This is a genomic window from Pigmentiphaga litoralis, assembly GCF_048632615.1.
Classification (GTDB): Bacteria; Pseudomonadota; Gammaproteobacteria; order Burkholderiales; family Burkholderiaceae_B; genus Pigmentiphaga; species Pigmentiphaga litoralis_B.
This window is the reverse complement of record NZ_CP184479.1, coordinates 4,866,925-4,887,865: the sequence shown is the minus strand read 5'-3', so window position 1 is coordinate 4,887,865 and position 20,941 is coordinate 4,866,925. Positions and strand designations below refer to the sequence as shown.

General features: G+C 63.3%; 17 protein-coding genes and 2 pseudogenes. 6 read left to right on the top strand and 13 right to left on the bottom strand.

Going from position 1 to position 20,941, the window contains the following annotated elements; translation table 11 throughout:
* Positions 1 to 5: 5 nt before the first annotated feature.
* From nuoL to ACNANG_RS22560, 12 genes and pseudogenes are all read right to left on the bottom strand, one after another.
* Entirely contained in the window at positions 6 to 2,129 is a 2,124-nt protein-coding gene (gene nuoL, locus ACNANG_RS22615) for an NADH-quinone oxidoreductase subunit L (RefSeq protein WP_420224893.1), read from the bottom strand.
* A gap of 27 nt (positions 2,130 to 2,156) precedes the next feature.
* A complete protein-coding gene (nuoK, locus tag ACNANG_RS22610; protein WP_074323126.1) occupies positions 2,157 to 2,465 on the bottom strand; it encodes an NADH-quinone oxidoreductase subunit NuoK in 309 nt (102 codons plus the stop codon).
* The gene (locus ACNANG_RS22605) at positions 2,462 to 3,106 is read right to left on the bottom strand and encodes an NADH-quinone oxidoreductase subunit J (protein WP_420224892.1); all 645 of its coding nucleotides are present in this window, start codon (positions 3,104 to 3,106) and stop codon (positions 2,462 to 2,464) included. The genes nuoK and ACNANG_RS22605 overlap by 4 nt, the downstream gene beginning before the upstream one ends.
* A gap of 64 nt (positions 3,107 to 3,170) precedes the next feature.
* Entirely contained in the window at positions 3,171 to 3,659 is a 489-nt protein-coding gene (gene nuoI / locus ACNANG_RS22600; protein ID WP_179587052.1) for an NADH-quinone oxidoreductase subunit NuoI, read from the bottom strand.
* 13 nt (positions 3,660 to 3,672) lie between these two features.
* Positions 3,673 to 4,746 carry an NADH-quinone oxidoreductase subunit NuoH gene (nuoH, locus tag ACNANG_RS22595; RefSeq protein WP_420224891.1) on the bottom strand — a complete coding sequence of 358 codons (1,074 nt, stop codon included), beginning with the start codon at positions 4,744 to 4,746 and terminating at the stop codon, positions 3,673 to 3,675.
* Positions 4,746 to 7,087 (bottom strand): annotated as a pseudogene (nuoG, locus tag ACNANG_RS22590) (NADH-quinone oxidoreductase subunit NuoG). The gene nuoH and the pseudogene nuoG overlap by 1 nt, the downstream one beginning before the upstream one ends.
* 80 nt (positions 7,088 to 7,167) lie before the next feature.
* Positions 7,168 to 8,490, bottom strand: a complete 1,323-nt coding sequence (gene nuoF, locus ACNANG_RS22585; RefSeq protein ID WP_179587046.1) for an NADH-quinone oxidoreductase subunit NuoF — start codon at positions 8,488 to 8,490, stop codon at positions 7,168 to 7,170.
* Positions 8,487 to 8,990 (bottom strand): NADH-quinone oxidoreductase subunit NuoE, encoded by a 504-nt coding sequence (gene nuoE, locus ACNANG_RS22580; RefSeq protein WP_420224890.1) that lies wholly within the window; start codon positions 8,988 to 8,990, stop codon positions 8,487 to 8,489. Before nuoE ends, nuoF begins: the two co-directional genes overlap by 4 nt.
* A gap of 35 nt (positions 8,991 to 9,025) precedes the next feature.
* A complete protein-coding gene (locus tag ACNANG_RS22575) occupies positions 9,026 to 10,279 on the bottom strand; it encodes an NADH-quinone oxidoreductase subunit D (RefSeq protein WP_420224889.1) in 1,254 nt (417 codons plus the stop codon).
* Between the two features lie 3 nt (positions 10,280 to 10,282).
* Entirely contained in the window at positions 10,283 to 10,876 is a 594-nt protein-coding gene (locus tag ACNANG_RS22570; protein ID WP_420224888.1) for an NADH-quinone oxidoreductase subunit C, read from the bottom strand.
* Positions 10,877 to 10,960: 84 nt separating this feature from the next.
* Complete coding sequence (locus ACNANG_RS22565; RefSeq protein WP_179587039.1) at positions 10,961 to 11,437, bottom strand: NuoB/complex I 20 kDa subunit family protein; 477 nt, start codon at positions 11,435 to 11,437, stop codon at positions 10,961 to 10,963.
* A gap of 36 nt (positions 11,438 to 11,473) precedes the next feature.
* Positions 11,474 to 11,833 carry an NADH-quinone oxidoreductase subunit A gene (locus ACNANG_RS22560; protein WP_179587037.1) on the bottom strand — a complete coding sequence of 120 codons (360 nt, stop codon included), beginning with the start codon at positions 11,831 to 11,833 and terminating at the stop codon, positions 11,474 to 11,476.
* Positions 11,834 to 12,025: 192 nt separating this feature from the next.
* Here ACNANG_RS22560 and ACNANG_RS22555 point away from each other — a divergent pair, with 192 nt between their 5' ends.
* The gene (locus ACNANG_RS22555) at positions 12,026 to 12,349 is read left to right on the top strand and encodes a hypothetical protein (RefSeq protein WP_420224887.1); all 324 of its coding nucleotides are present in this window, start codon (positions 12,026 to 12,028) and stop codon (positions 12,347 to 12,349) included.
* Here ACNANG_RS22555 and ACNANG_RS22550 read toward each other — a convergent pair.
* The gene (locus tag ACNANG_RS22550) at positions 12,336 to 13,958 is read right to left on the bottom strand and encodes a methyl-accepting chemotaxis protein (RefSeq protein WP_420224886.1); all 1,623 of its coding nucleotides are present in this window, start codon (positions 13,956 to 13,958) and stop codon (positions 12,336 to 12,338) included. The two genes, ACNANG_RS22555 and ACNANG_RS22550, sit on opposite strands and share 14 nt — an antisense overlap.
* 241 nt (positions 13,959 to 14,199) lie before the next feature.
* Here ACNANG_RS22550 and ACNANG_RS22545 point away from each other — a divergent pair, with 241 nt between their 5' ends.
* From ACNANG_RS22545 to ACNANG_RS22525, 5 genes and pseudogenes are all read left to right on the top strand, one after another.
* Positions 14,200 to 15,111, top strand: a complete 912-nt coding sequence (locus ACNANG_RS22545) for an SMP-30/gluconolactonase/LRE family protein (protein ID WP_420224885.1) — start codon at positions 14,200 to 14,202, stop codon at positions 15,109 to 15,111.
* An 83-nt stretch (positions 15,112 to 15,194) separates the two neighbouring features.
* On the top strand, positions 15,195 to 17,048 hold the full coding sequence (locus ACNANG_RS22540) for an ABC transporter ATP-binding protein (protein WP_420224884.1): 1,854 nt from the start codon (positions 15,195 to 15,197) through the stop codon (positions 17,046 to 17,048).
* Positions 17,049 to 17,465: 417 nt separating this feature from the next.
* Entirely contained in the window at positions 17,466 to 18,629 is a 1,164-nt protein-coding gene (locus ACNANG_RS22535; RefSeq protein ID WP_420224883.1) for a Gfo/Idh/MocA family protein, read from the top strand.
* Between the two features lie 8 nt (positions 18,630 to 18,637).
* Positions 18,638 to 19,824 (top strand): annotated as a pseudogene (locus tag ACNANG_RS22530) (dihydrodipicolinate synthase family protein).
* Positions 19,825 to 19,847: 23 nt separating this feature from the next.
* Positions 19,848 to 20,867 carry an amidohydrolase family protein gene (locus ACNANG_RS22525; RefSeq protein WP_420224882.1) on the top strand — a complete coding sequence of 340 codons (1,020 nt, stop codon included), beginning with the start codon at positions 19,848 to 19,850 and terminating at the stop codon, positions 20,865 to 20,867.
* Positions 20,868 to 20,941: the final 74 nt, after the last annotated feature.

Sequence of the window (20,941 nt, the reverse complement as noted above, 5' to 3'; positions counted from 1 at the left end):
TGCCATCAATTATTCATCAACACAAAGAACGTCACGAGCGCCATGATGCCGATGATCATGGCAAAGGCGTAGTGATAGATATAGCCGGACTGCAGGTGGCGGACCACCGAGGCGATCCAGCCCACCGACCGCGCGCTGCCATTGACGACCAGGCCGTCGATCAGCTGGCGGTCACCGAACTTCCAGAAGCCGTTGCCGATGACGCGAGCGCCCCGGGCGAAGACGACTTCGTTGAACTTGTCCATGTAGTACTTGTTGTCCAGCAAGGTGTAGATCGCACCGCTGCGCGCCTTGATCGCCGCCGGAATCGCCGGGTTCACCAGGTAGAAATACCAGGCCACCACCACCCCTGCCACGGCCAGCCAAAACGGCGCGGTCGTGAAGGCATGCATGCCGTATGCGGCCCAGCCGTGGAAGTGCTCGGCCAGGTGCGCCATGACGTGATGGTCGGGCGACACATAGATCACGTTCTTGAAGAAGTCACCGAACAGCAGCGGGCCGATCGCGATCGCGCCGATGATGACCGACGGGATCGCCAGCAGCACCAGCGGCACCCACACCACTGCGGGCGACTCGTGCGGCACGCCGCCGTGGCCGTGGTGGTCGTCGTGGCCATGCACGTCATGCGAATGATCGTCGTGCGGAACGGCCTGCGAATCGTGGGACGCGTGCGTTGCATGGGCGTCGTGCGAGGTCGCGTGCGCCGCGGCGTGGTCGTCATGACCATGCGCATCGGCATGATGGCCACCGTCGGTCGCGAACCGTTCCTTGCCGTGGAAGACCAGGAAGTACATGCGGAACGAGTAGAAGGCCGTGACGAACACGCCAATCAACGTCGCCCAGTACGCGAAGCCCGCACCCGGCGTCGTCGACAGCTTGGCCGCTTCGATGATGTTTTCCTTCGAGTAGAAGCCGGCAAAGAACGGCGTGCCGATCAGTGCAAGCGAGCCCAGCAGCGACGTGATCCAGGTGATGGGCATGTACTTGCGCAGACCGCCCATCTTGCGCATGTCCTGTTCATGGTGCATGCCGATGATGACCGAGCCGGCCGCCAGGAACAGCAGCGCCTTGAAGAACGCATGCGTCATCAGGTGGAAGATCGCGACCGAGTAGGCCGACGCACCCAGGGCCACCGTCATGTAGCCGAGTTGCGACAGGGTCGAGTACGCGACCACGCGCTTGATGTCGTTCTGGATGATGCCCAGGAAGCCCATGAACAGCGCGGTGATGGCGCCGATCACGATGATGAAGGACAGCGCCGTTGGCGACAATTCGAACAGCGGCGAGAAACGCGACACCATGAAGATGCCCGCCGTCACCATCGTTGCCGCGTGGATCAGTGCCGAGATCGGGGTGGGGCCTTCCATCGAGTCGGGCAGCCAGACGTGGAGCGGGAACTGCGCCGACTTGCCCATGGCGCCGATGAACAGGCTGATACATGCCACCGACAGCAACATCCAGTCCGTGCCTGGGAAGGTCATGCCGGCCAGCTTGGTCGACTGCGCGAACACTTCGGCGTAGTTCATCGAACCGGCGTAGGCGAACAGCAGGCCGATACCCAGGATGAAGCCGAAGTCGCCAACGCGGTTGACCAGGAAGGCCTTCATGTTCGCGAAGATGGCGGTCGGGCGGGTGTACCAGAAGCCGATCAGCAGGTACGAGACCAGGCCCACTGCTTCCCAGCCGAAGAAGAGCTGCAGCATGTTGTTGGACATGACCAGCATCAACATCGAGAAGGTGAACAGCGAGATGTACGAGAAGAAACGGGCATATCCCGGGTCTTCCTTCATGTAGCCGATGGTGTAGATGTGCACCATGAGCGACACGGAGGTGACGACCACCATCATCATGGCCGACAGGGTGTCGATCATGAATCCGATTTCGAGCTTGATGCCGCCGATCGCGCCCCAGGTGTACAGGGTGCCATTGAAGGTGTAGCCCGCCAGCGCGTCCTGCAACGCGATGACCGCGCCGATGGCGGATATCAGGACACCTAGGATGGTGACGGTATGCGCCCCTGCCCGTCCAAGCCAGCGTCCAAGGAAGCCGGTGCCGAACAAGCCGGCCAGGATGGACCCGATCAACGGGGCGAAAGCGATAATGAGATAGAGCTTAGGAACGCTCGACATGTCTTGGTTTTCTCGTTTACTGGACCGTCAGCCCTTCAGCCGGTCAAGTTCATCAACGTTGATCGTGTTCAGGTTGCGGAACAACACAACAAGAATCGCAAGGCCGATGGCCGATTCAGCGGCTGCCACCGTCAATATGAAGAAGACGAATACCTGACCGCTGATGTCGCCCATCCAGGTGGAAAAGGCGACAAAGTTCATATTGACCGCCAGCAGCATCAACTCGATCGCCATCAGGAGCACGATGATGTTCTTGCGATTCAGGAAGATGCCGACGATGCTGATGGCGAACAGGATCGCCCCCAACACCAGGAAATGGCCCAGGGTGAGCGTCATGCTTTGGCTCCATTCGAATCGGATGCAGTGTCCAGGGGCGACGGCTCCGGCTGCTCGGTCTGCGACGTCATCTTGACGATACGCACGCGATCCTTGGCGCGAACCCGGATCTGGTCGGACGACCGCGTCACCTTGACGTCGGAACGGCGGCGCAGCGTCAGCGAAATCGCCGACACCATGCCGACCAGCAGCAGCACGGCGGCGACTTCGACCGCGAACACATAATCCGTGTACATCGCGATGCCGATGGCGCGCGTGTTGTTGAAGTCGGCGGCAACCGGCGCGGGGCCGGCTTCGGGCGCCCAGTAGGCACGCGCCAGCACGAACGACATTTCCACCACCATGATGGCGCCGACCGACAGGCCTACCGGCAGATAGGACTTGAAGCCTTCACGCATCTTGCTGGTGTCGATGTCGAGCATCATGACGACGAACAGGAACAGCACCATGACCGCGCCGACATACACCAGCACCAGCAGGATGGACAGGAATTCGGCCTTCAGCAGCATCCAGATCATGGCGGCCGTGAAGAATGCCAGCACCAGGTGCATCGCAGCCGTGACGGGGCTGCGCGTCGTGATGACGCGCAAGGCGGCCAGCACGAGGATCGCAGCAAACAGATAGAACAGAATGGCGGTCATAGTTTGAATGTCAGGTGCCGGCCCGAAGGGACGGTATGAAGGGCGGAGTCGACAGGCACGCGGGTCACCGGTACTTCGCGTCCTGGGCACGGCGTTGCGCGATCTCCGATTCGTACCGGTCGCCCACCGCCAACAGCATTTCCTTGGTGAAGTACAGGTCGCCGCGCTTTTCCCCGTGGTATTCATGGATGTGCGTTTCGACGATGGAGTCCACCGGGCAGCTTTCTTCACAGAAGCCACAGAAAATGCATTTGGTCAGATCGATGTCGTAGCGGTTGGTACGGCGGGTGCCGTCGTCGCGCACTTCGGATTCGATCGTGATGGCCAGCGCGGGGCATACGGCCTCGCACAGCTTGCAGGCGATGCAACGTTCTTCACCATTGGGATAGCGGCGCAGCGCGTGCAGGCCGCGGAAGCGGCCCGACATCGGCGTCTTTTCTTCCGGGTATTGCACGGTGATCTTCCGGGCGAACATGTACTTGCCCGTCAGCCGCATGCCCTTGAACAACTCGGTCAGCAGCAGGCTGCCGAGAAAATCCTTGATTGCGTTCATGATTCTGTCCTACTTATTTCCAGATGTTCCAAGGCGTCTGCATCCAGACCGCAATCACCAGGAGCCAGACCAACGTCAGCGGAATGAAGATCTTCCAGCCCAGGCGCATGATCTGGTCGTAGCGATAGCGCGGGAACGACGCACGGAACCACACAAACAGCGACACCACGAAGAATGTCTTGAAGAACAGCCAGACCCAACCCGGAACCCAGGTGAACGGCGCGAAGTCCAGCGGCGACGCCCAGCCGCCCAGGAACATGACCGATGCCAGGCACGACAGCAGGATCATGTTGGCGTATTCACCCAGGAAGAACAGCGCGAACGCCATTCCGGAGTACTCCACCATGTGGCCCGCGACGATTTCCGATTCGCCTTCCACCACGTCGAACGGATGGCGGTTGGTTTCGGCCACGGCCGAGATCACGTAGATCACGAACAGCGGCAGCAGCGGCAACCAGTTCCACGAGAGGAAGCTCAGGCCCTTGTCGGCGAACCAGCCCGCGTTCTGCTTCAGGACGATATCGCTCATGTTCAGGCTGCCCGACACCAGCAGCACGGTCACCAGCACGAAGCCGATCGCCAATTCGTACGACACCATCTGGGCCGAGGCGCGCAGCGCGCCCAGGAAGGCGTACTTGGAGTTCGATGCCCAGCCGGCGATGATCACGCCGTACACACCCAGCGAGGTGATGGCCATGACGTACAGCAAACCGGCGTTCACGTTCGCCAGCACGGTTTCAGGACCGAACGGGATCACGGCCCAGCCGGCCAACGCAGGCATCAGCACCATGACCGGTGCGATCACGTACAGCACCTTGTTGGCGCTGCTGGGCACGATCACTTCTTTGGTGAGCAGCTTGAGCACGTCGGCAAACGGCTGCAGCAGACCGAGCGGACCGACGCGGTTCGGACCGACCCGCACGTGCATCCAGCCGATCATCTTGCGTTCCCACAAGGTGAGATAGGCCACGCCGATGATGACCGGCAGCAGGATGCAGACGATCAGCACCAGATTCCACACCACCGACCAGGCGCCTGCACCGATGAGTCCGGTTCCCCAGGCCTGAAGGGAGTTAGTCCACGCCATCAGGCACGCTCCACGCTGATTTGTTCAAACGCGCCACCCAGCGCCACGGTCGTTGCGTGGGCGGCCGAAATACGGACGGCCCCATCGGCAACCGTGTCGTCCTGTTGAATGAAAAGCTCGATGACACCGGACGGCGACGTGACGCGGACGCGGTCGCCCGCGACCATGCCGAGACGTTCCAGGGTGGCCGAGTGCGCGCGGGCGTCGGGCGCGTCGGACGCCGGATGGGCCTGCAGGCCTTCGGCGCGGCGCGCGATGGCGTCGGTGCGGTAGATCGGCACATCGGCAACGCGCTCCAGGGCGCCGGCGGCGACCGGGGTGGCGGCCTTGCCCAGCGACACGCCGACGTTCAGCGTGTTCGACAGGCGCGAGGCAATGTCACCGGACAGCACGCTGTCGCGCACCGATTCCGAGGTTTCGTCGTCGAAGTTGGCCAGCTGCAGGGCGTTGCCCAGCACGCGCAATACCTTCCAGCCTGGACGGGTCATGCCGCGCGGACGGACGGTGCCCTTGAAGCCCTGGACGCGGCCTTCGGCGTTGACGAACGTACCGGACGTTTCAGTGAACGGCGCAATCGGCAGGATCACGTTGGCCCATTCCTTGGCGTCGGACACGAATGGCGTCAGCGCGACATTGAAGCTGGCCGACTTGAGCGCGGCCAGCGCGGCCGGACCGTTGTCGCAGTCGAACGTCGGTTCGGCGTGCAGCACCACGTAGGCCTTGAGCGGGTCGGCGATCATGGCAGCGGCGGTCTTGCCCCCTGCTGCGGCACGGCTTCGGCCAGATAGCCGCCCACCGAGTTGCCGCCTTCGGTCAGCACACCCAGCTTGGCGCCGGACGTCGTGGCGATGAATTGCGCGTTGGCGGCGATGGCGAGCGCATCGGGATGCTGAACCGCCAGGTTACCCAGCAGCACGGCCGACTGGGTGCCGGTGCGCAGCAGTTCGGCGATACGCGTCGAGGCGTCATCGGCTTCGACCTGACCCAGTTCGGCCGGGACGGCGACTTCCTTCGCGCCAGCCACCGCAACCGCGAGCCGGGCCAGCACGCCAGCCAGTTCGCTGGGCTTGACGGTGATGCGCTGCGTGACAGGCAGCAGCGGATCGTCGCCCGCCACGTCGATCAGCACGACACGCGTGCCCGCCTTGGCGGCCTGGCGCAGGCGCTGGGCGATCAGCGGATGATCCTTGCGCAGGAACGAACCGATCACGACGACGCGGTCCAGCGTGGCCAGGTCGGCCAGCGCCATGCCAAGCCACGGCGCGCCCGTGCGGGCAGCGTCCACGTCCGTTGCGGTATGACGCAGGCGGAAGTCGATGTTGTCGGAACCCAGGCCGCGCACCAGGCGGGCCAGCAAGGCGAATTCTTCGGTCGTTGCATACGGTGCCGACAGCGCGCCGATCTGGCCGGCGCCGGCGCTGGCCTGCACCTGCTTCAGACCGGCAGCGGCGAAGTCCAGGGCTTCGGCCCAGTCGGCTTCCTTCCAGACGCCATCGTTACCGCGGATCAGCGGGGTGGTCGCGCGATCGTCGCTGTTCAGGCCTTCGTACGAGAAACGGTCGCGATCGCTGATCCAGCATTCGTTGACGTCTTCGTTTTCGAGCGGCACGACGCGCATGACGCGGTCGTTCTTGACCTGGACGATCAGGTTGGCGCCAACGCTGTCGTGCGGGCTGACGGACTTGCGGCGCGACAGTTCCCACGTCCGGGCGCTGTAGCGGAAGGGACGGGAGGTGAGCGCGCCGACCGGGCACACGTCGATCATGTTGCCCGACAGTTCGGATTCGACCGCGCGGCCCACGAACGAGGTGATCTCGGCGTGTTCGCTGCGGTTCAACATGCCCAGTTCCATCACACCGGCGATTTCCTGGCCAAAGCGGACGCAACGCGTGCAATGGATGCAGCGAGCCATTTCCTCGGCCGACACCAGCGGGCCGAGGCTTTTATGGAACACCACCCGCTTCTCTTCGCTGTAGCGCGAGGCCGAGCTGCCGTAGCCGACGGCCAGATCCTGCAGCTGACATTCGCCGCCCTGATCGCAGATCGGGCAGTCGAGCGGGTGATTGATAAGCAGGAATTCCATCACGCCCTTCTGGGCGTTGATGGCCTTCTCGGATTGTGTGTGCACGACCATGCCGTTGCTGACCGGTGTCGCACAGGCAGGCAGCGGCTTGGGCGCCTTTTCGACATCAACCAAACACATGCGGCAATTGGCCGCGATCGACAACTTCTTGTGGTAGCAGAAGTGCGGCACGTAAAGGCCGACTTTCTGGGCGGCATGCATGACCATGCTGCCCTCCGCCACCTCCACCTTGTTGCCGTCGATCGTGATTTCAACCATCTTCTTTCCGTATGTCCCGTCAAGGGCCAGTCGTGATCATTATTGAAAACCTTGCGGTCGCGCCCTGCTTTGCCGTTCGGCTACAGGTAGTGCGGCACCACGCAATGTTTGTGTTCGATGTGGTGGACGAACTCGTCGCGGTAGTGCTTCAGGAAGCCCCGCACCGGCATCGCCGCGGCATCACCCAGCGCACAGATCGTGCGGCCCATGATGTTGCCTGCCACCGAGTCCAGCAGGTCGATGTCTTCCGGACGGCCCTTGCCGTTTTCGATACGGTTCACCACGCGGTACATCCAGCCCGTGCCTTCACGGCAAGGCGTGCACTGACCGCAGCTTTCCTCGTGATAGAAGTACGACAGGCGCAGCAGCGACTTGACCATGCAGCGGGTCTCGTCCATGACGATCAGCGCGCCGGATCCCAGCATCGACCCCGCCTTGGCGATCGAGTCGTAGTCCATCGTGCAGTCCATCATCAGGTGCGCGGGCAGCACCGGCGCGCTCGATCCGCCAGGGATTACGGCCTTGAGCTTGCGCCCGCCGCGAACGCCGCCGGCCAGTTCCAGCAGCTTCGAGAAAGGCGTCCCCATGGGAATCTCGAAATTGCCGGGACGCTCCACGTCGCCCGACACCGAAAACAGCTTGGTGCCGCCGTTGTTGGGCTTGCCCACGTTCAGGTAGGCCTCGCCGCCATTGCGGATGATCCACGGCACCGCGGCAAAGGTCTCGGTGTTGTTGATCGTGGTCGGCTTGCCATACATGCCGAAGCTGGCCGGGAACGGCGGCTTGAAGCGCGGCTGGCCTTTCTTGCCTTCCAGCGATTCGAGCAGCGCGGTCTCTTCGCCGCAGATGTAGGCGCCATATCCGTGGAACGCGTGCAGCTGGAAGCTGAAGCCCGACCCCAGGATCTTGTCGCCCAGGAAACCGGCCGCGCGGGCTTCTTCCAGGGCTTCCTCGAACCGGTCATAGACCTCGAAGATTTCGCCGTGGATGTAGTTGTAGCCCACGGTGATGCCCATCGCGTACGCAGCGATGGCCATGCCCTCGATCACGATATGCGGGTTGTAGCGCAGGATGTCGCGATCCTTGAACGTACCCGGCTCGCCTTCGTCCGAATTGCAGACGAGATACTTCTGGCCCGGGAATGTCCGGGGCATGAAGCTCCACTTCAGGCCGGTCGGGAAACCCGCACCGCCCCGGCCGCGCAGCGCCGAGGACTTGACCTCGGCAATGACCTGCTCGGGCGTCATGCCCGACGTCAGGATCTTGCGCAGGGCTTCATAGCCGCCGCGCTGCACGTAGTCGTCGATGCGCCAGTTGTTGCCGTCGAGCCCCGCCATGATCTGGGGGTCGATGTGACGGTCATGGAAAGCGGTACTGATAGGCAGAATTTCGGTCGTGCTCATTGGGCACCTCCTGCAGTCGCGTCCGAACGCAGCTCGGCCACCAGGGCTTCCAGGCGATCGTCGGACATCTGAATGCACATACGCTTGTTGTTCACCAGCAGCACCGGGGAGTCTCCGCACGCGCCCATGCACTCGCCTTCGACCAGGGTGAATACGCCGTCGGCAGTGGTTTCGCGATAGTCGATGCCCAGCTTGTCCTTCAGGAAATGCGCGGCGCGTTCGCCGTCACGCAAGGCACAGGGCAGATTGGTGCAGACGGAAATCTTGTACTTGCCGGTCGGCTTGAGGTTGTACATGTTGTAGAAGGTGGCGACTTCCTGCACGGCGATCGGCGCCATGTCCAGGTAGTTCGCGATCTCTTCCATCACCTCGGGCGACAGCCAGCCCTTCTCGTCCTGCGCGATAGCAAGCGCAGCCATGACGGCGGACTGTTTCTGGTCGGCCGGGAACTTGGTCAGTTCACGGTCGATCTTCTTGAAGGCCTGTTCGGAAAGCAGCATGGTGTGATCCGGTATTGACTCGGTAGTGTCGTGAATTAGCGATCGATCTCGCCGAACACGATGTCCTGCGTGCCGATGATGGTGACGGCGTCGGCGATCATGTGACCGCGCGCCATTTCATCCAGGGCTTGCAAGTGGGCAAAGCCCGGTGCACGAATCTTGAGCCGATAGGGTTTGTTGGCGCCGTCGGACACCAGGTAGATGCCGAACTCGCCCTTCGGGTGTTCGACCGCCGAATAGGCTTCGCCCGGCGGCACATGGAAGCCTTCGGTAAACAGCTTGAAGTGATGGATCAGCTCTTCCATGCTGGTCTTCATCTCGGCACGCGATGGCGGCGCCACCTTGTGGTTCGCGGTGATGACCGGACCGGGGTTGTTGCGCAGCCATTCCACGCATTGTTTGATGATGCGGTTGGACTGGCGCATTTCCTCGACGCGGACCAGGTAGCGGTCGTAGCAGTCGCCATTGACGCCCACCGGAATGTCGAACTGCATCAGGTCGTAGACTTCATAGGGCTGCGTCTTGCGCAAGTCCCACTCCACGCCCGAGCCGCGCAGCATGGGGCCGGTAAAGCCCAGGGCCTTGGCGCGATCGGCCGTCACGATGCCGACGTCGACCAGACGCTGTTTCCAGATCCGGTTGTCGGTCAGCAGCGTTTCGTACTCGTCGACGTAGCCCGGGAAGCGGTTGGTGAACGCTTCGATGAAGTCCAGGAGCGACCCCGACCGTTCGTCGTTCATCGCCCGCACTTCCTTGGCGCTGCGGTATTTGTTGTCGCGGAACTGCGGCATGGCGTCGGGCAGGTCGCGGTACACGCCGCCCGGACGGTAATAGGCTGCGTGCATGCGCGCACCCGACACGGCTTCGTAGCAGTCCATCAGGTCTTCGCGTTCGCGGAAGGTGTACAGGAACACGGCCATCGCGCCCACGTCCAGCGCGTGCGAGCCAAGCGACATCAGGTGGTTCAGGATGCGCGTGATTTCGTCGAACATGACGCGGATGTACTGCGCGCGCAGCGGCACTTCGAGACCGAGCAGCTTTTCGATCGCCATGACGTAGGCGTGCTCATTGCACATCATCGACACGTAGTCGAGACGATCCATGTAGGGCAGCGCCTGCAGGAAGGTCTTGTGTTCGGCCAGCTTTTCGGTCGCGCGGTGCAGCAGGCCGATGTGGGGGTCGGCACGCTGGATGACTTCGCCGTCGAGCTCGAGCACCAGGCGCAGCACGCCGTGCGCCGCCGGATGCTGGGGGCCGAAGTTCAGCGTGTAGTTCTTGATTTCTGCCATGATTTACCGTCCTGCTCCGTAGCCGTCTTCGCGGATCACACGCGGGATGATCAGACGCGGTTCGATGGTGACGGGCTGATAGATGACCCGGCGTTGTTCCGGGTCGTAACGCATTTCAACGTTGCCGGTCACCGGGAAGTCCTTGCGGAACGGGTGGCCGATGAAGCCGTAATCGGTCAGGATCCGGCGCAGGTCGGGATGGCCTTCGAACAGGATCCCGAAGAAGTCGAACGCTTCGCGCTCATACCAGTTCACGCCCGGCCACACGTCGACCAGCGACGCCACGACCGGCAGGTCCACGTCGTCGGCGAAGGTGCGGACGCGCAGGCGCCAGTTGTTCTTATAGGACAACAGGTGCAGCACCACACCGAAGCGCGGGCCTTCATTGACGTCGTTGCCATAGGCCGAATAGTCCACGCCGCACAGGTCGATACAGCTCTCGAACCCCAGGTCGGGATTGTCGCGCAGCGTCAGGCACACCTGCATGTACTGCGCGGGCGACACTTCAAGGGTCAGCTCGCCCAGGGCAGCGCTGACACGGACCGTGTCGCCGAACAGGCTCAGCAGGCGTTGATTCAGGGTTTCAAGCTTGGTCATGAAGCGTCCGAGCGAAAGATGGCAGCCCGCCCAACGGAGAGGCGAACGAGGTCAAACAAAACAGGGGCGACACACATCGTCCGGTCAACGGGCGATCGTGTTCGTGCGGCGGATCTTGTTCTGCAGCTGAAGCAGCCCGTAGATCAAGGCCTCGGCCGTCGGCGGGCAGCCCGGCACGTAGACGTCCACTGGCACGATGCGATCGCAGCCGCGGACCACCGAATAGGAATAGTGGTAGTAGCCGCCGCCATTGGCACAGGATCCCATCGACAGGACCCAGCGCGGTTCGGGCATCTGGTCATACACCTTGCGCAGTGCCGGACCCATCTTGTTGCACAGCGTGCCTGCCACGATCATCAGGTCGGCCTGACGCGGGCTGGGACGGAAAATGATCCCGAACCGGTCCAGGTCGTACCGCGCCGCGCCTGCGTGCATCATTTCGACCGCGCAACAGGCGAGGCCGAATGTCATGGGCCAGAGCGAACCTGTCTTGGCCCAGTTGATGACCTTATCCGCCGTCGTGGTGATAAAGCCTTCGTTCAGAATTCCGTCGATTGCCATTGCTAAAACCCAGTGTCCTTCGGTATGCCGACGGGATCATTCCCAGTCGAGCGCGCCTTTTTTCCACTCGTAGATGAAGCCCACCACGAGGATGGCGAGAAAAACCATCACCGTTCCGAATCCGAGCAGGCCGACTTGGTTGTTGGCCATGGCCCAGGGGAAAAGGAAGGCGATTTCCAGATCGAACAAGATGAACAGGATCGCCACGAGGTAGTAGCGAACGTCGAACTTCATGCGCGCGTCTTCGAAGGCTTCGAAGCCGCATTCATAGGGAGACAGCTTTTCGGCGTCGGGGCGGTTGGGACCGATGGTCGACCCCAGGAACAGCAACGCAAACCCGACGACACAGCCCATGACGATGAACAGCAGGACGGGAAGATAACTCTCGAGTTCCATCAGGAGACCTGTTTGCTGGACCGCGTGGCCGCAGGGGCCGGCGCGATCGGTAATTGGCAGGAAGGCACGTCATGTCTGGCCATCTGGCCGGGCGCCGTGCGGTAATACAGGATCAAGCACTACGGGACTACATTGACCAGCAGCGACCGTCGCAGGACGTAGCGCGCGTTACCAGGATACATACAAGGGTGAATGTTTGCGGACGCAATGGGCAAACCGACTGCCCGGTACGCCGACAGTCGCGGCCTGTCGGTACTGCTGGCCAGACGACAACCACGTCTTTGTGATTCTTCGTCCGTATTCTTCGTTTTATTCTGGCGCGGGCCGGTGATCCGTGGCATCCGCCGTGGCATCCGCCATGGCGTGCGCCACTGCATCCGCATCGAGCTGGCCATGCAGCCAAAAATTAACGTTTACCCGACCAAGAGTATAGCGCAAACCTGCGGCTGCCCGAAAGCCGGAAACCGCTCGGGTTACGAGGGGAATCTGCCGCCGTTTCCCCTTACGCGACCCTGAACAGACGCAACTGCTCATCCACTTTGCGGGCCGCATCGCGCATGCGCTGGGCGCATGCAGCGGTGACTTCGGCGGCGGCGCCGTTATCCCCCGCCATGGCGGCAACCGAATCGACGTTGGCGGCCACTTCTGCGTTCGCATCGGACTGCTGCCGTACCAGCGAATGGATGCCCGCCACCGTCAGGGCGGCCTGCTCGGCCCCATGGCGCAGCAAGCGCATGAAATCGCCGGCCTGCCCAGCCAGTTCACGGCTGGTGCCGACTTCGGCCACGACCGCCTCCATGACAGCGATCGCGGACTGCGTGTCGGCGGCGACCTGGTCTACCGTTGCGGAAATGACGCGGCTCGATTGTCCGCTTTGCTCGGCCAGGCGATGCACCTCGTTGGCGACGACGGCAAAGCCCCGTCCGTCGTCGCCGGCCCGCGCCGCCTCGATGGCGGCGTTCAGCGCCAGCAGATGCGTCTGGCGGGCAATGTCGGAGATCAGGCCGGAGACATCCTGGATAGTCTTCCCGTGCGCGTTCAGCGTGGCCAGGCTATCCGCGGCGTGGCCGACCCGATCGGCCACGTCCTGCATCCGACCGCCGATCCGGGCGATCAGTTCCCTGCCCTCTGCCGCCTGCCCACTGGCCTGATGCGACGTATCAGCCGCCCGGTCGACCGAGGCGTCGACTTCCGCCAGGACGGCTGTCAGCCCGCCTACTGCGTCAGCCATGCTGCCGGCCGACGCCGTCTGCTGGCGTGACCGCTGCGCGACGGCGTCGGCAGCCTGGGTCACCTCTCGGGCAGAGGCCTGCATGCCCTGCGACAGGCCCTGCACCGCGCCCAAGGCGCTGCACAGCCGGTCAAGCAAGGTGTTCAGGGCGCGCGCCATGTCGTCGATGTCGTCGTTGCCGCGCACCGGCGCGCGGCGCGTGACATCCAGATCGGCCGCCACCGCCATCAGGACCGACCGCAATTCGCCGATTGCGCCGGTAATGGCGCGCGACGAACGCCTTGCCCAGGCGAGCAGGCAGGCTGCGGCCACCGCGCCAATCACGGCGACCACCAGGCGCACGCGCTGACTGGCGGCATCCAGCCCCGCCGCTTCCTGCGCGGCACCGATGGCGTACACGTCGGCCAGTGCGCGCATGGCGGCCTGGGCCTGGTCGTACGCCGGTTCCTGCGCCGAATAGGCGGCCTGGTATTTGATGAACAGGAAAGCCTGGTCGTTGGCGGAGGGCACGGACACCAGCTGCGTCAACAGGTCGGTCAGCGCGGCGTCGCGCGCCGCCCACGCGGTGAACGCGATATCGAACGCCGCAAGGGCGGCCTGTTCGTCCTCCGTGTGCGGCAGTCCGGCCAGCACCTGGCGCGCGGCATCGACGGCCTGCCAGTTGCGCGCTTTGGACTGCAGCATGCGCGACCACTCGTTTCGCGCTTCGATGGAAAATTCGGCAGCCCATTGCAGGGGTTCCAATGCATAGCGGGCAACCTGCACCTGGCCTTCCCGCATTGCGCCCAATGCCACAAGGGCGGGAATACGCTGGCCAGCCAGGCCGTCCACGGTGCGGGTCAGCTGACGCAATCCCAATAGACTGCCCGCGACGACAACCAGCAAGGCGAGCATGGCGGCTGAGCCGAGAACGAACAAGCGATACCTGATGGTCATGACGGCGTGATGACTTTACAAAGCAGAAATGGAAACGGCGACATGCGTGAAGCCCTGTCGCCGTGATGCCGTCGCTATATATCGGGTTAACACGTAGGCAACTTGAATGAAGCTTTTGTTGCAGCAGGCACGCCTCATGCAGCGAGCGTGAGGCATCGCCCGGACCTCCACCGGTCCAGGCGCCTTTCGGGAGACCGTCATGACATTCGAACGACTCGGGACCATGCACAACGCCACGGGGGAATGCCCCGTCTGGCACCCTGGCGAACAGGCGCTGTATTGGACCGACATTCCTTCACGTTGCCTGTGGCGCTGGGACGCCGGCAGCGGCCGCACACGCAGCTGGACCTTGCCCGAAATGGTCGGGTGCATGGCGGCCACCGGCGATGACGCCTGGCTTCTGGCTGCGCAAAGCGGCCTGTTCGCCGCGCCGCATCTGGCGCCCGACGCCGATGCAGCCACCTTGCACCGCGTCGCCGAGGTCACCCACGCCGCATCCGGAATGCGCTTCAACGATGGCCGTACGGACCGCCAGGGGCGCTTCTGGTGCAGCACGATGGTCATGGACGCCGATGCCCGTTCGAACGCCGGCAAGCTGTACCGCTATGACCTGGACGGACTGTCCACGCCCGTGCTGGATGACCTGATGATCCCGAATGGCCTGGCTTTCAGCCCCGACGGCCACCGCATGTATCTGTCCGACTCGCATCCCGACCGCGGAGCCGTATGGGTGTTCGATTACGACAGCGACGATGGCGTGCCGTCGAATCGCCGCCTGTTCACCGACCTGCATCCACGCGCGGGCCGGCCCGATGGCGCGGCCGTCGATTGCGATGGCGGGTACTGGACCTGCGCCAACGGCGAAGGCGCCCTGTTGCGGTTCACGCCGGATGGCATCCTGGATCGCACACTTGACCTGCCGATGCGCGAGCCCACCATGTGCGCCTTTGGCGGTGCCGACATGCGCACGCTGTTCGTCACCTCCGCCAAACCTCAGGACGGCGACCTTTCCAAGGACCCGCTGGGCGGCGCGGTCATCGCGCTGCAGGTCGGCGCGAAGGGCTTGGCCGATACGCCATTTCCGGGCATCGGGTCGGCAGGTCACGCCTAGTCACCGGATCGCAGGCCACCAGGATGCGCGCAGCTACCCGAATGGCGTAAGGTAGCGGGTTCTGCGCCATCTGTTGAGCTGTCATGCCCGAACACCGCCGCCGCGGCATCTACGACCGTTTCGAATCCCTGATCGACCCCTTCCGCCCTGCCTCGGAAGGCATGCCACCCAAATCCGTCATCCGCTTCTATTGGCACTACGTGGTGCAGGTGTGGCCCCTGTTCGTCATCTTGATGGTGGTGGGGCTGGCGGTCGCCTTGGTGGAAGTGGCCCTGTTCGGCTTCCTCGGCCGCATCGTCGATCTGGCGCAGGCATCGACCGGACGCGAGTTCTTTACCGAACACCGGAACGAACTGCTATGGATGGCCTTTGTCGCCATGATTATCCGCCCGGTGGTGACGGGCCTGCATGACTTGCTGGTGCATCAAACCATCAGCCCCGGCCTGACTACCCTGATCCGGTGGCAGAACCATCGGTACGTGCTTAAACAGGGGTTGTCCTTCTTCCACAACGACTTCGCGGGCCGGATCGCCAACCGCATTCTGCAGACCGGCAATGCGCTGCGTGATTCGGCTGTGCAGGCGGTGGACGCGCTGTGGCACGTCGTGATCTATGCGGTCACCTCGCTGGTGCTGTTTGCCGAAGCGGACTGGCGGCTGACCTTGCCGCTGCTGTTCTGGATCGTGGGCTTCACCTTGGCGATGATGGTTTTCGTGCCACGGGTGAAGGAGCGGTCGGTGATCTCGTCCGAAGCACGTTCGCAATTGATGGGTCGCATCGTTGACGGCTACACCAATATCGGCACGCTCAAGCTTTTTGCTCACAGCCATCACGAAGAACAACATGCGCGCGAAGCGATGGCCGACCAGACCCACAAGGCGCAACTGGCGGGCCGGGTGATCACCTCGATGGACACGGTGGTCACGACGCTCAACGGCATATTGATCGCGGGCACGACCGGCCTGGCCTTGTGGCTGTGGAGCGAAGACCGCATTTCGCTGGGCGCGATCACCCTTGCGACGGGGCTGGTGATCCGGATCAACAACATGTCGAGCTGGATCATGTGGGTGATCAACGGCATCTTCGAGAACATCGGCAACGTGCAGGACGGCATCAACACCATTGCCCGGCCGCAGACCCTGGTGGATGCGCCGGATGCGACCACGCTCAAGGTGGCTCGGGGGCGCGTGCAATTCGAAGACATCCATTTCCACTACGGCAAGACATCGGGCGTGATCGGCGGCCTGCACCTGGACATCGCGGCAGGCGAAAAGATCGGCTTGATCGGTCCTTCGGGCGCGGGCAAGTCGACCCTGGTCAACGTACTGCTGCGGCTGTACGACCTGCAGGGCGGACGCATCCTGATCGATGGTCAGGACATTGCCAAGGTCACGCAGGAAAGCCTGCGATCGCAGATCGGCGTGGTGGCGCAGGACACGTCGTTGCTGCACCGGTCGATCCGCGAGAACCTGCTCTACGGCCGGCCGGGCGCCACCGACGCCGACATGGCCAAGGCCATGCGGCAGGCTCGCGCCGATGAATTCATCCACCGGTTGACCGACAACAACGGCAACACCGGTCTTGACGCGTACGTGGGTGAACGCGGCATCAAGCTGTCGGGCGGACAACGCCAGCGGATCGCCATCGCGCGCGTGCTGCTGAAGGATGCGCCGATCCTGGTGCTGGATGAGGCAACCTCGGCGCTCGATTCCGAGGTGGAGGCCGCCATCCAGGAAAGCCTGGACACCCTTATGGAGGGCAAGACAGTGATCGCGATTGCGCACCGGCTCTCCACCATTGCCCGGATGGACCGCCTGGTCGTCATGGAAAAAGGCAAGGTGGTGGAAGTCGGCACGCACGCCGAACTGATTGCCAAGGGCGGGCTGTATGCCCGGCTGTGGCAGCATCAGACCGGCGGCTTCATGGGCGTGGATTGACGGGGGACGGCGCTGGAGGGGCGTCGTCCTGATCCATGGACGAACGGCGCTCCGGCGCCGATTTGATGGGGAACCAGCGGGTTGCGTCGGCAGTTCGGCCTGATGCACGCCCTGAAGGCACCCGCAACGCTTTAAATTCACCATCCAGTTAATTGACGACGTTGTGTCCACAAAGATGGCCCCCGTCAACACGGGCAAGCTTTCCAAGCGTCGAGTGGCGTGCCTCTCCCGCGCTGGCTGAAATACATCCTTGGTGAAACCCCTAGTCCACGGCGACCTGGCGATGAGTTGACACGGGCATCGTTGCCGCCCACAATTCACTCAATGGTTAATTAAGCCGAACGTGATTCGGTACCGCAGGCGCCGCACGCTCGCCATAACCCGGCGCTCCCTTTCGACAAGAGAAGACATCCAGACATGACCACCAGACAACTCGGCATCATCATGCACGGCGTGACCGGCCGCATGGGTATGAACCAGCACCTGATCCGCTCGATCGTTGCGATCCGCAACCAGGGCGGCGTGACCCTTTCGAACGGCGACAAGGTCATGCCCGACCCGATCCTGATCGGCCGCAACGAGGAAAAGATCGCCGCGCTGGCGCGCCGGCACGGCATCGACCGCTGGGGCACCGATCTGGACGCCGCGCTGGCCAACAAGAACGACACGATCTTTTTCGACGCCGGCACCACGCAGATGCGCCCCACCCTGCTCGCCAAGGCCATCCGCGCCGGCAAGCACGTCTACTGCGAAAAGCCCATCGCCACCAATCTGAATGAGGCTGTGGAAGTCTGCCGCATGGCGCAGGAATCGGGGCTCAAGCACGGCGCGGTGCAGGACAAGCTGTTCCTGCCGGGTCTGCGGAAACTGGACATGCTTCGCCGCAGCGGCTTTTTTGGCCAGATGCTGTCGGTGCGCATCGAGTTCGGCTACTGGGTGTTCGAAGGTGACCTGCAACCCATCCAGCGGCCGTCGTGGAACTACCGCAAGGAAGACGGCGGCGGCGTGATCCTGGACATGATCTGCCACTGGCGGTACGTGCTGGACAACCTGTTCGGCGAAGTGCAGTCCGTGTCGTGCCTTGGCGCGACCCACATCCCGAAACGCTGGGACGAAGAAGGCAAGCCCTACACCGCCACGGCCGACGATGCCGCGTACGCCACACTGGAGCTGAAGGGTCACAACGGCGAACCGGTTGTTGCGCAAATCAACAGTTCGTGGGTGACCCGTGTACGCCGTGACGACCTGGTCACCTTCCACGTGGACGGCACGCTAGGGTCGGCGGTGGCCGGGCTGACGGACTGCCGCATCCAGTCGCGGGTCGCCACGCCGCGTCCGGTGTGGAACCCCGATCAGAAGCAGGAAATGAACTTCTTCGACCAATGGCAGGAAGTGCCTGACACCGAACCGTTCGACAACGGTTTCAAGATCCAGTGGGAACACTTCATTCGCCACGTGGTGGAAGATGCGCCCTACCGCTGGACTCTGCCCGAAGGCGCCAAGGGCGTGCAACTCGTCGAAGCCGCGCTGGAAAGCTGGAAAGACCGCCGCTGGGTCGATGTGCCCTCGCTCGGGCTGTGAGGCGCACCATGCCCGCCACCCTCACCCTACCCGACCTGCAAGGCAGGCTGGCGCCGTACACCCTGCGCGACGCCGATCCCATCCGCGCATCCGCGCCGACCGCGCCCTTCAACCGCATTGCCTATTCGGCCGCGCACGTGGTGGCCGATCCGCTGGCTGCCATCGACCCGTTCCTTGAAAGCAAGATCGACTGGGACGCGACCATTGCCTACCGCCAGCGGCTGTGGTCGCTGGGCCTGGGCGTGGCCGAAGCCATGGATACCGCGCAGCGCGGCATGGGGCTGGACTGGCCGACGTCTCTGGAACTGATCCGCCGGTCACTCGACGCGGCCAAGGACGTGCCGGGCGCAAGGGTGGCATCGGGCTGCGGCACCGACCACCTGGCCCCGGAAGATGCCCGGTCCGTCGACGACGTGGTCTGCGCCTACGAAACCCAGATGGAAGCGATCGAATCGCTGGGTGGTCAGCTGATCGTCATGGCGAGCCGCGCCCTAGCCCGAGTGGCCACCGGACCCGCCGATTACGAACGTGTCTACGACCGCATCCTGTCGCAGGCCCGGCAGCCGGTCGTCCTTCACTGGCTGGGCAGCATGTTCGATCCGGCTCTGGCCGGCTACTGGGGCACGGATGATCTGGACGCCGCCATGGACACGGCGCTCGGCATCATTGCCGCGCACCCCGACAAGGTCGACGGCATCAAGATCTCTCGCTCGACAAGGACAAAGAGATCGCGATGCGGCGCCGTCTGCCGCCCGGCGTGCGCATGTATACCGGTGACGATTTCAACTATGCCGAATTGATTGCGGGTGACAACGAAGGGGCGTCGCCCAATCATGGGCAAAGCGATGCACTGCTCGGCATCTTCGATGCGATCGCCCCTGCCGCCAGCGCGGCGTTGCAGGCCCTGGCGGCCGGCGACACCGACCGGTTCCACGCCATCCTGGCGCCCACCGTACCGCTGTCCCGTCACATCTTCAAGGCGCCCACGCGCTACTACAAGACGGGCGTGGTGTTCATTGCCTGGCTCGGCGGGCACCAAAGCCACTTCACCATGGTAGGCGGCCAGCAAAGCGCGCGGTCCTTGCCGCACTTTGCCGAGCTGTTCCGCCTGGCCGATGCGGCCGGTTTGCTGGAGCGGCCGGACCTGGCCGTGCATCGCATGAAGCTGCTGCTGGCCCAGCACGGCGTCGAATAAAAACCGAGGGGATCGGAGTCAGCATGAGACAACTCGACAGCTACGCGCACATTCTGCCGCGCGCCTATTTCGATCGCATGGCCGACATGGCCAAGGACAAGGGCGCGATCAAACGCTGGCTGACCATTCCGGTGCTGTACGACCTGGATGCCCGGCTGAAGATGATGGAAGATCACCCCGACTATCAGCAGATCCTGACGCTGTCGAATCCGCCGATCGAACTCGTTGCCGGGCCCGACCAATCGCCCGACATGGCACGGCTGGCCAATGACGAGATGGCCAAGATCCGCGACGCGCATCCGGACAAGTTTCCGGCGTTCGTCGCCTCGCTGCCGATGAACAACGTGCCCGCCGCGCTTGAAGAAATGGACCGTGCGATCACGGAACTGGGCGCGCGCGGCATCCAGGTGTTCACCAACGTGAACGGCCGCCCGCTGGATGACCCCGAGTTCTGGCCCATCTTTGAACGTGCCGTGTCCCGATACGACGTGCCCGTGTGGATGCACCCGGCACGCGGCGCCAACATGCCCGACTACCTGACCGAAACCAAGTCGAAGTTCGAGATCTGGTGGACGTTCGGATGGCCGTACGAAACCAGTGCGGCCATGACACGCATGGTGTTCTCGGGCTTTTTCGACAAGCTGCCGACCCTGAAAGTCATCACGCACCACATGGGCGCGATGATTCCCTTCTTTGACGGCCGCGTCGGGCCGGGGCTGGATCAATTCGGCAGCCGCACGTCCGACGAAGATTACGAAGGCCTGCTCAAGGCAATGCCCAAGCGGCCGATCGACTACTTCAAGATGTTCTACGCCGACACGGCGCTGGCGGGCGGCCGCGCCGGCCTGCGCTGCGGGCTGGAATTTTTCAGTGCCGATCATGTTTTGTTCGCCACCGACTGCCCCTTCGATCCGGAAGGAGGCCCGATGTTCCTGCGGACCATTCCGGAAGCGATCGACAGCCTGGATCTGTCCGACGACGACCGGGAAGGCATCTACTTCAAGAACGCGCTGCGCATGCTGAAGATGCCCTGCGACTGCTGACCCGGTTACCTGTTCCGCCACGCTTGTCTTGCCGCATTGCCCAAGACGCTTCCGTCAGAGAAGCGCCCGCACAT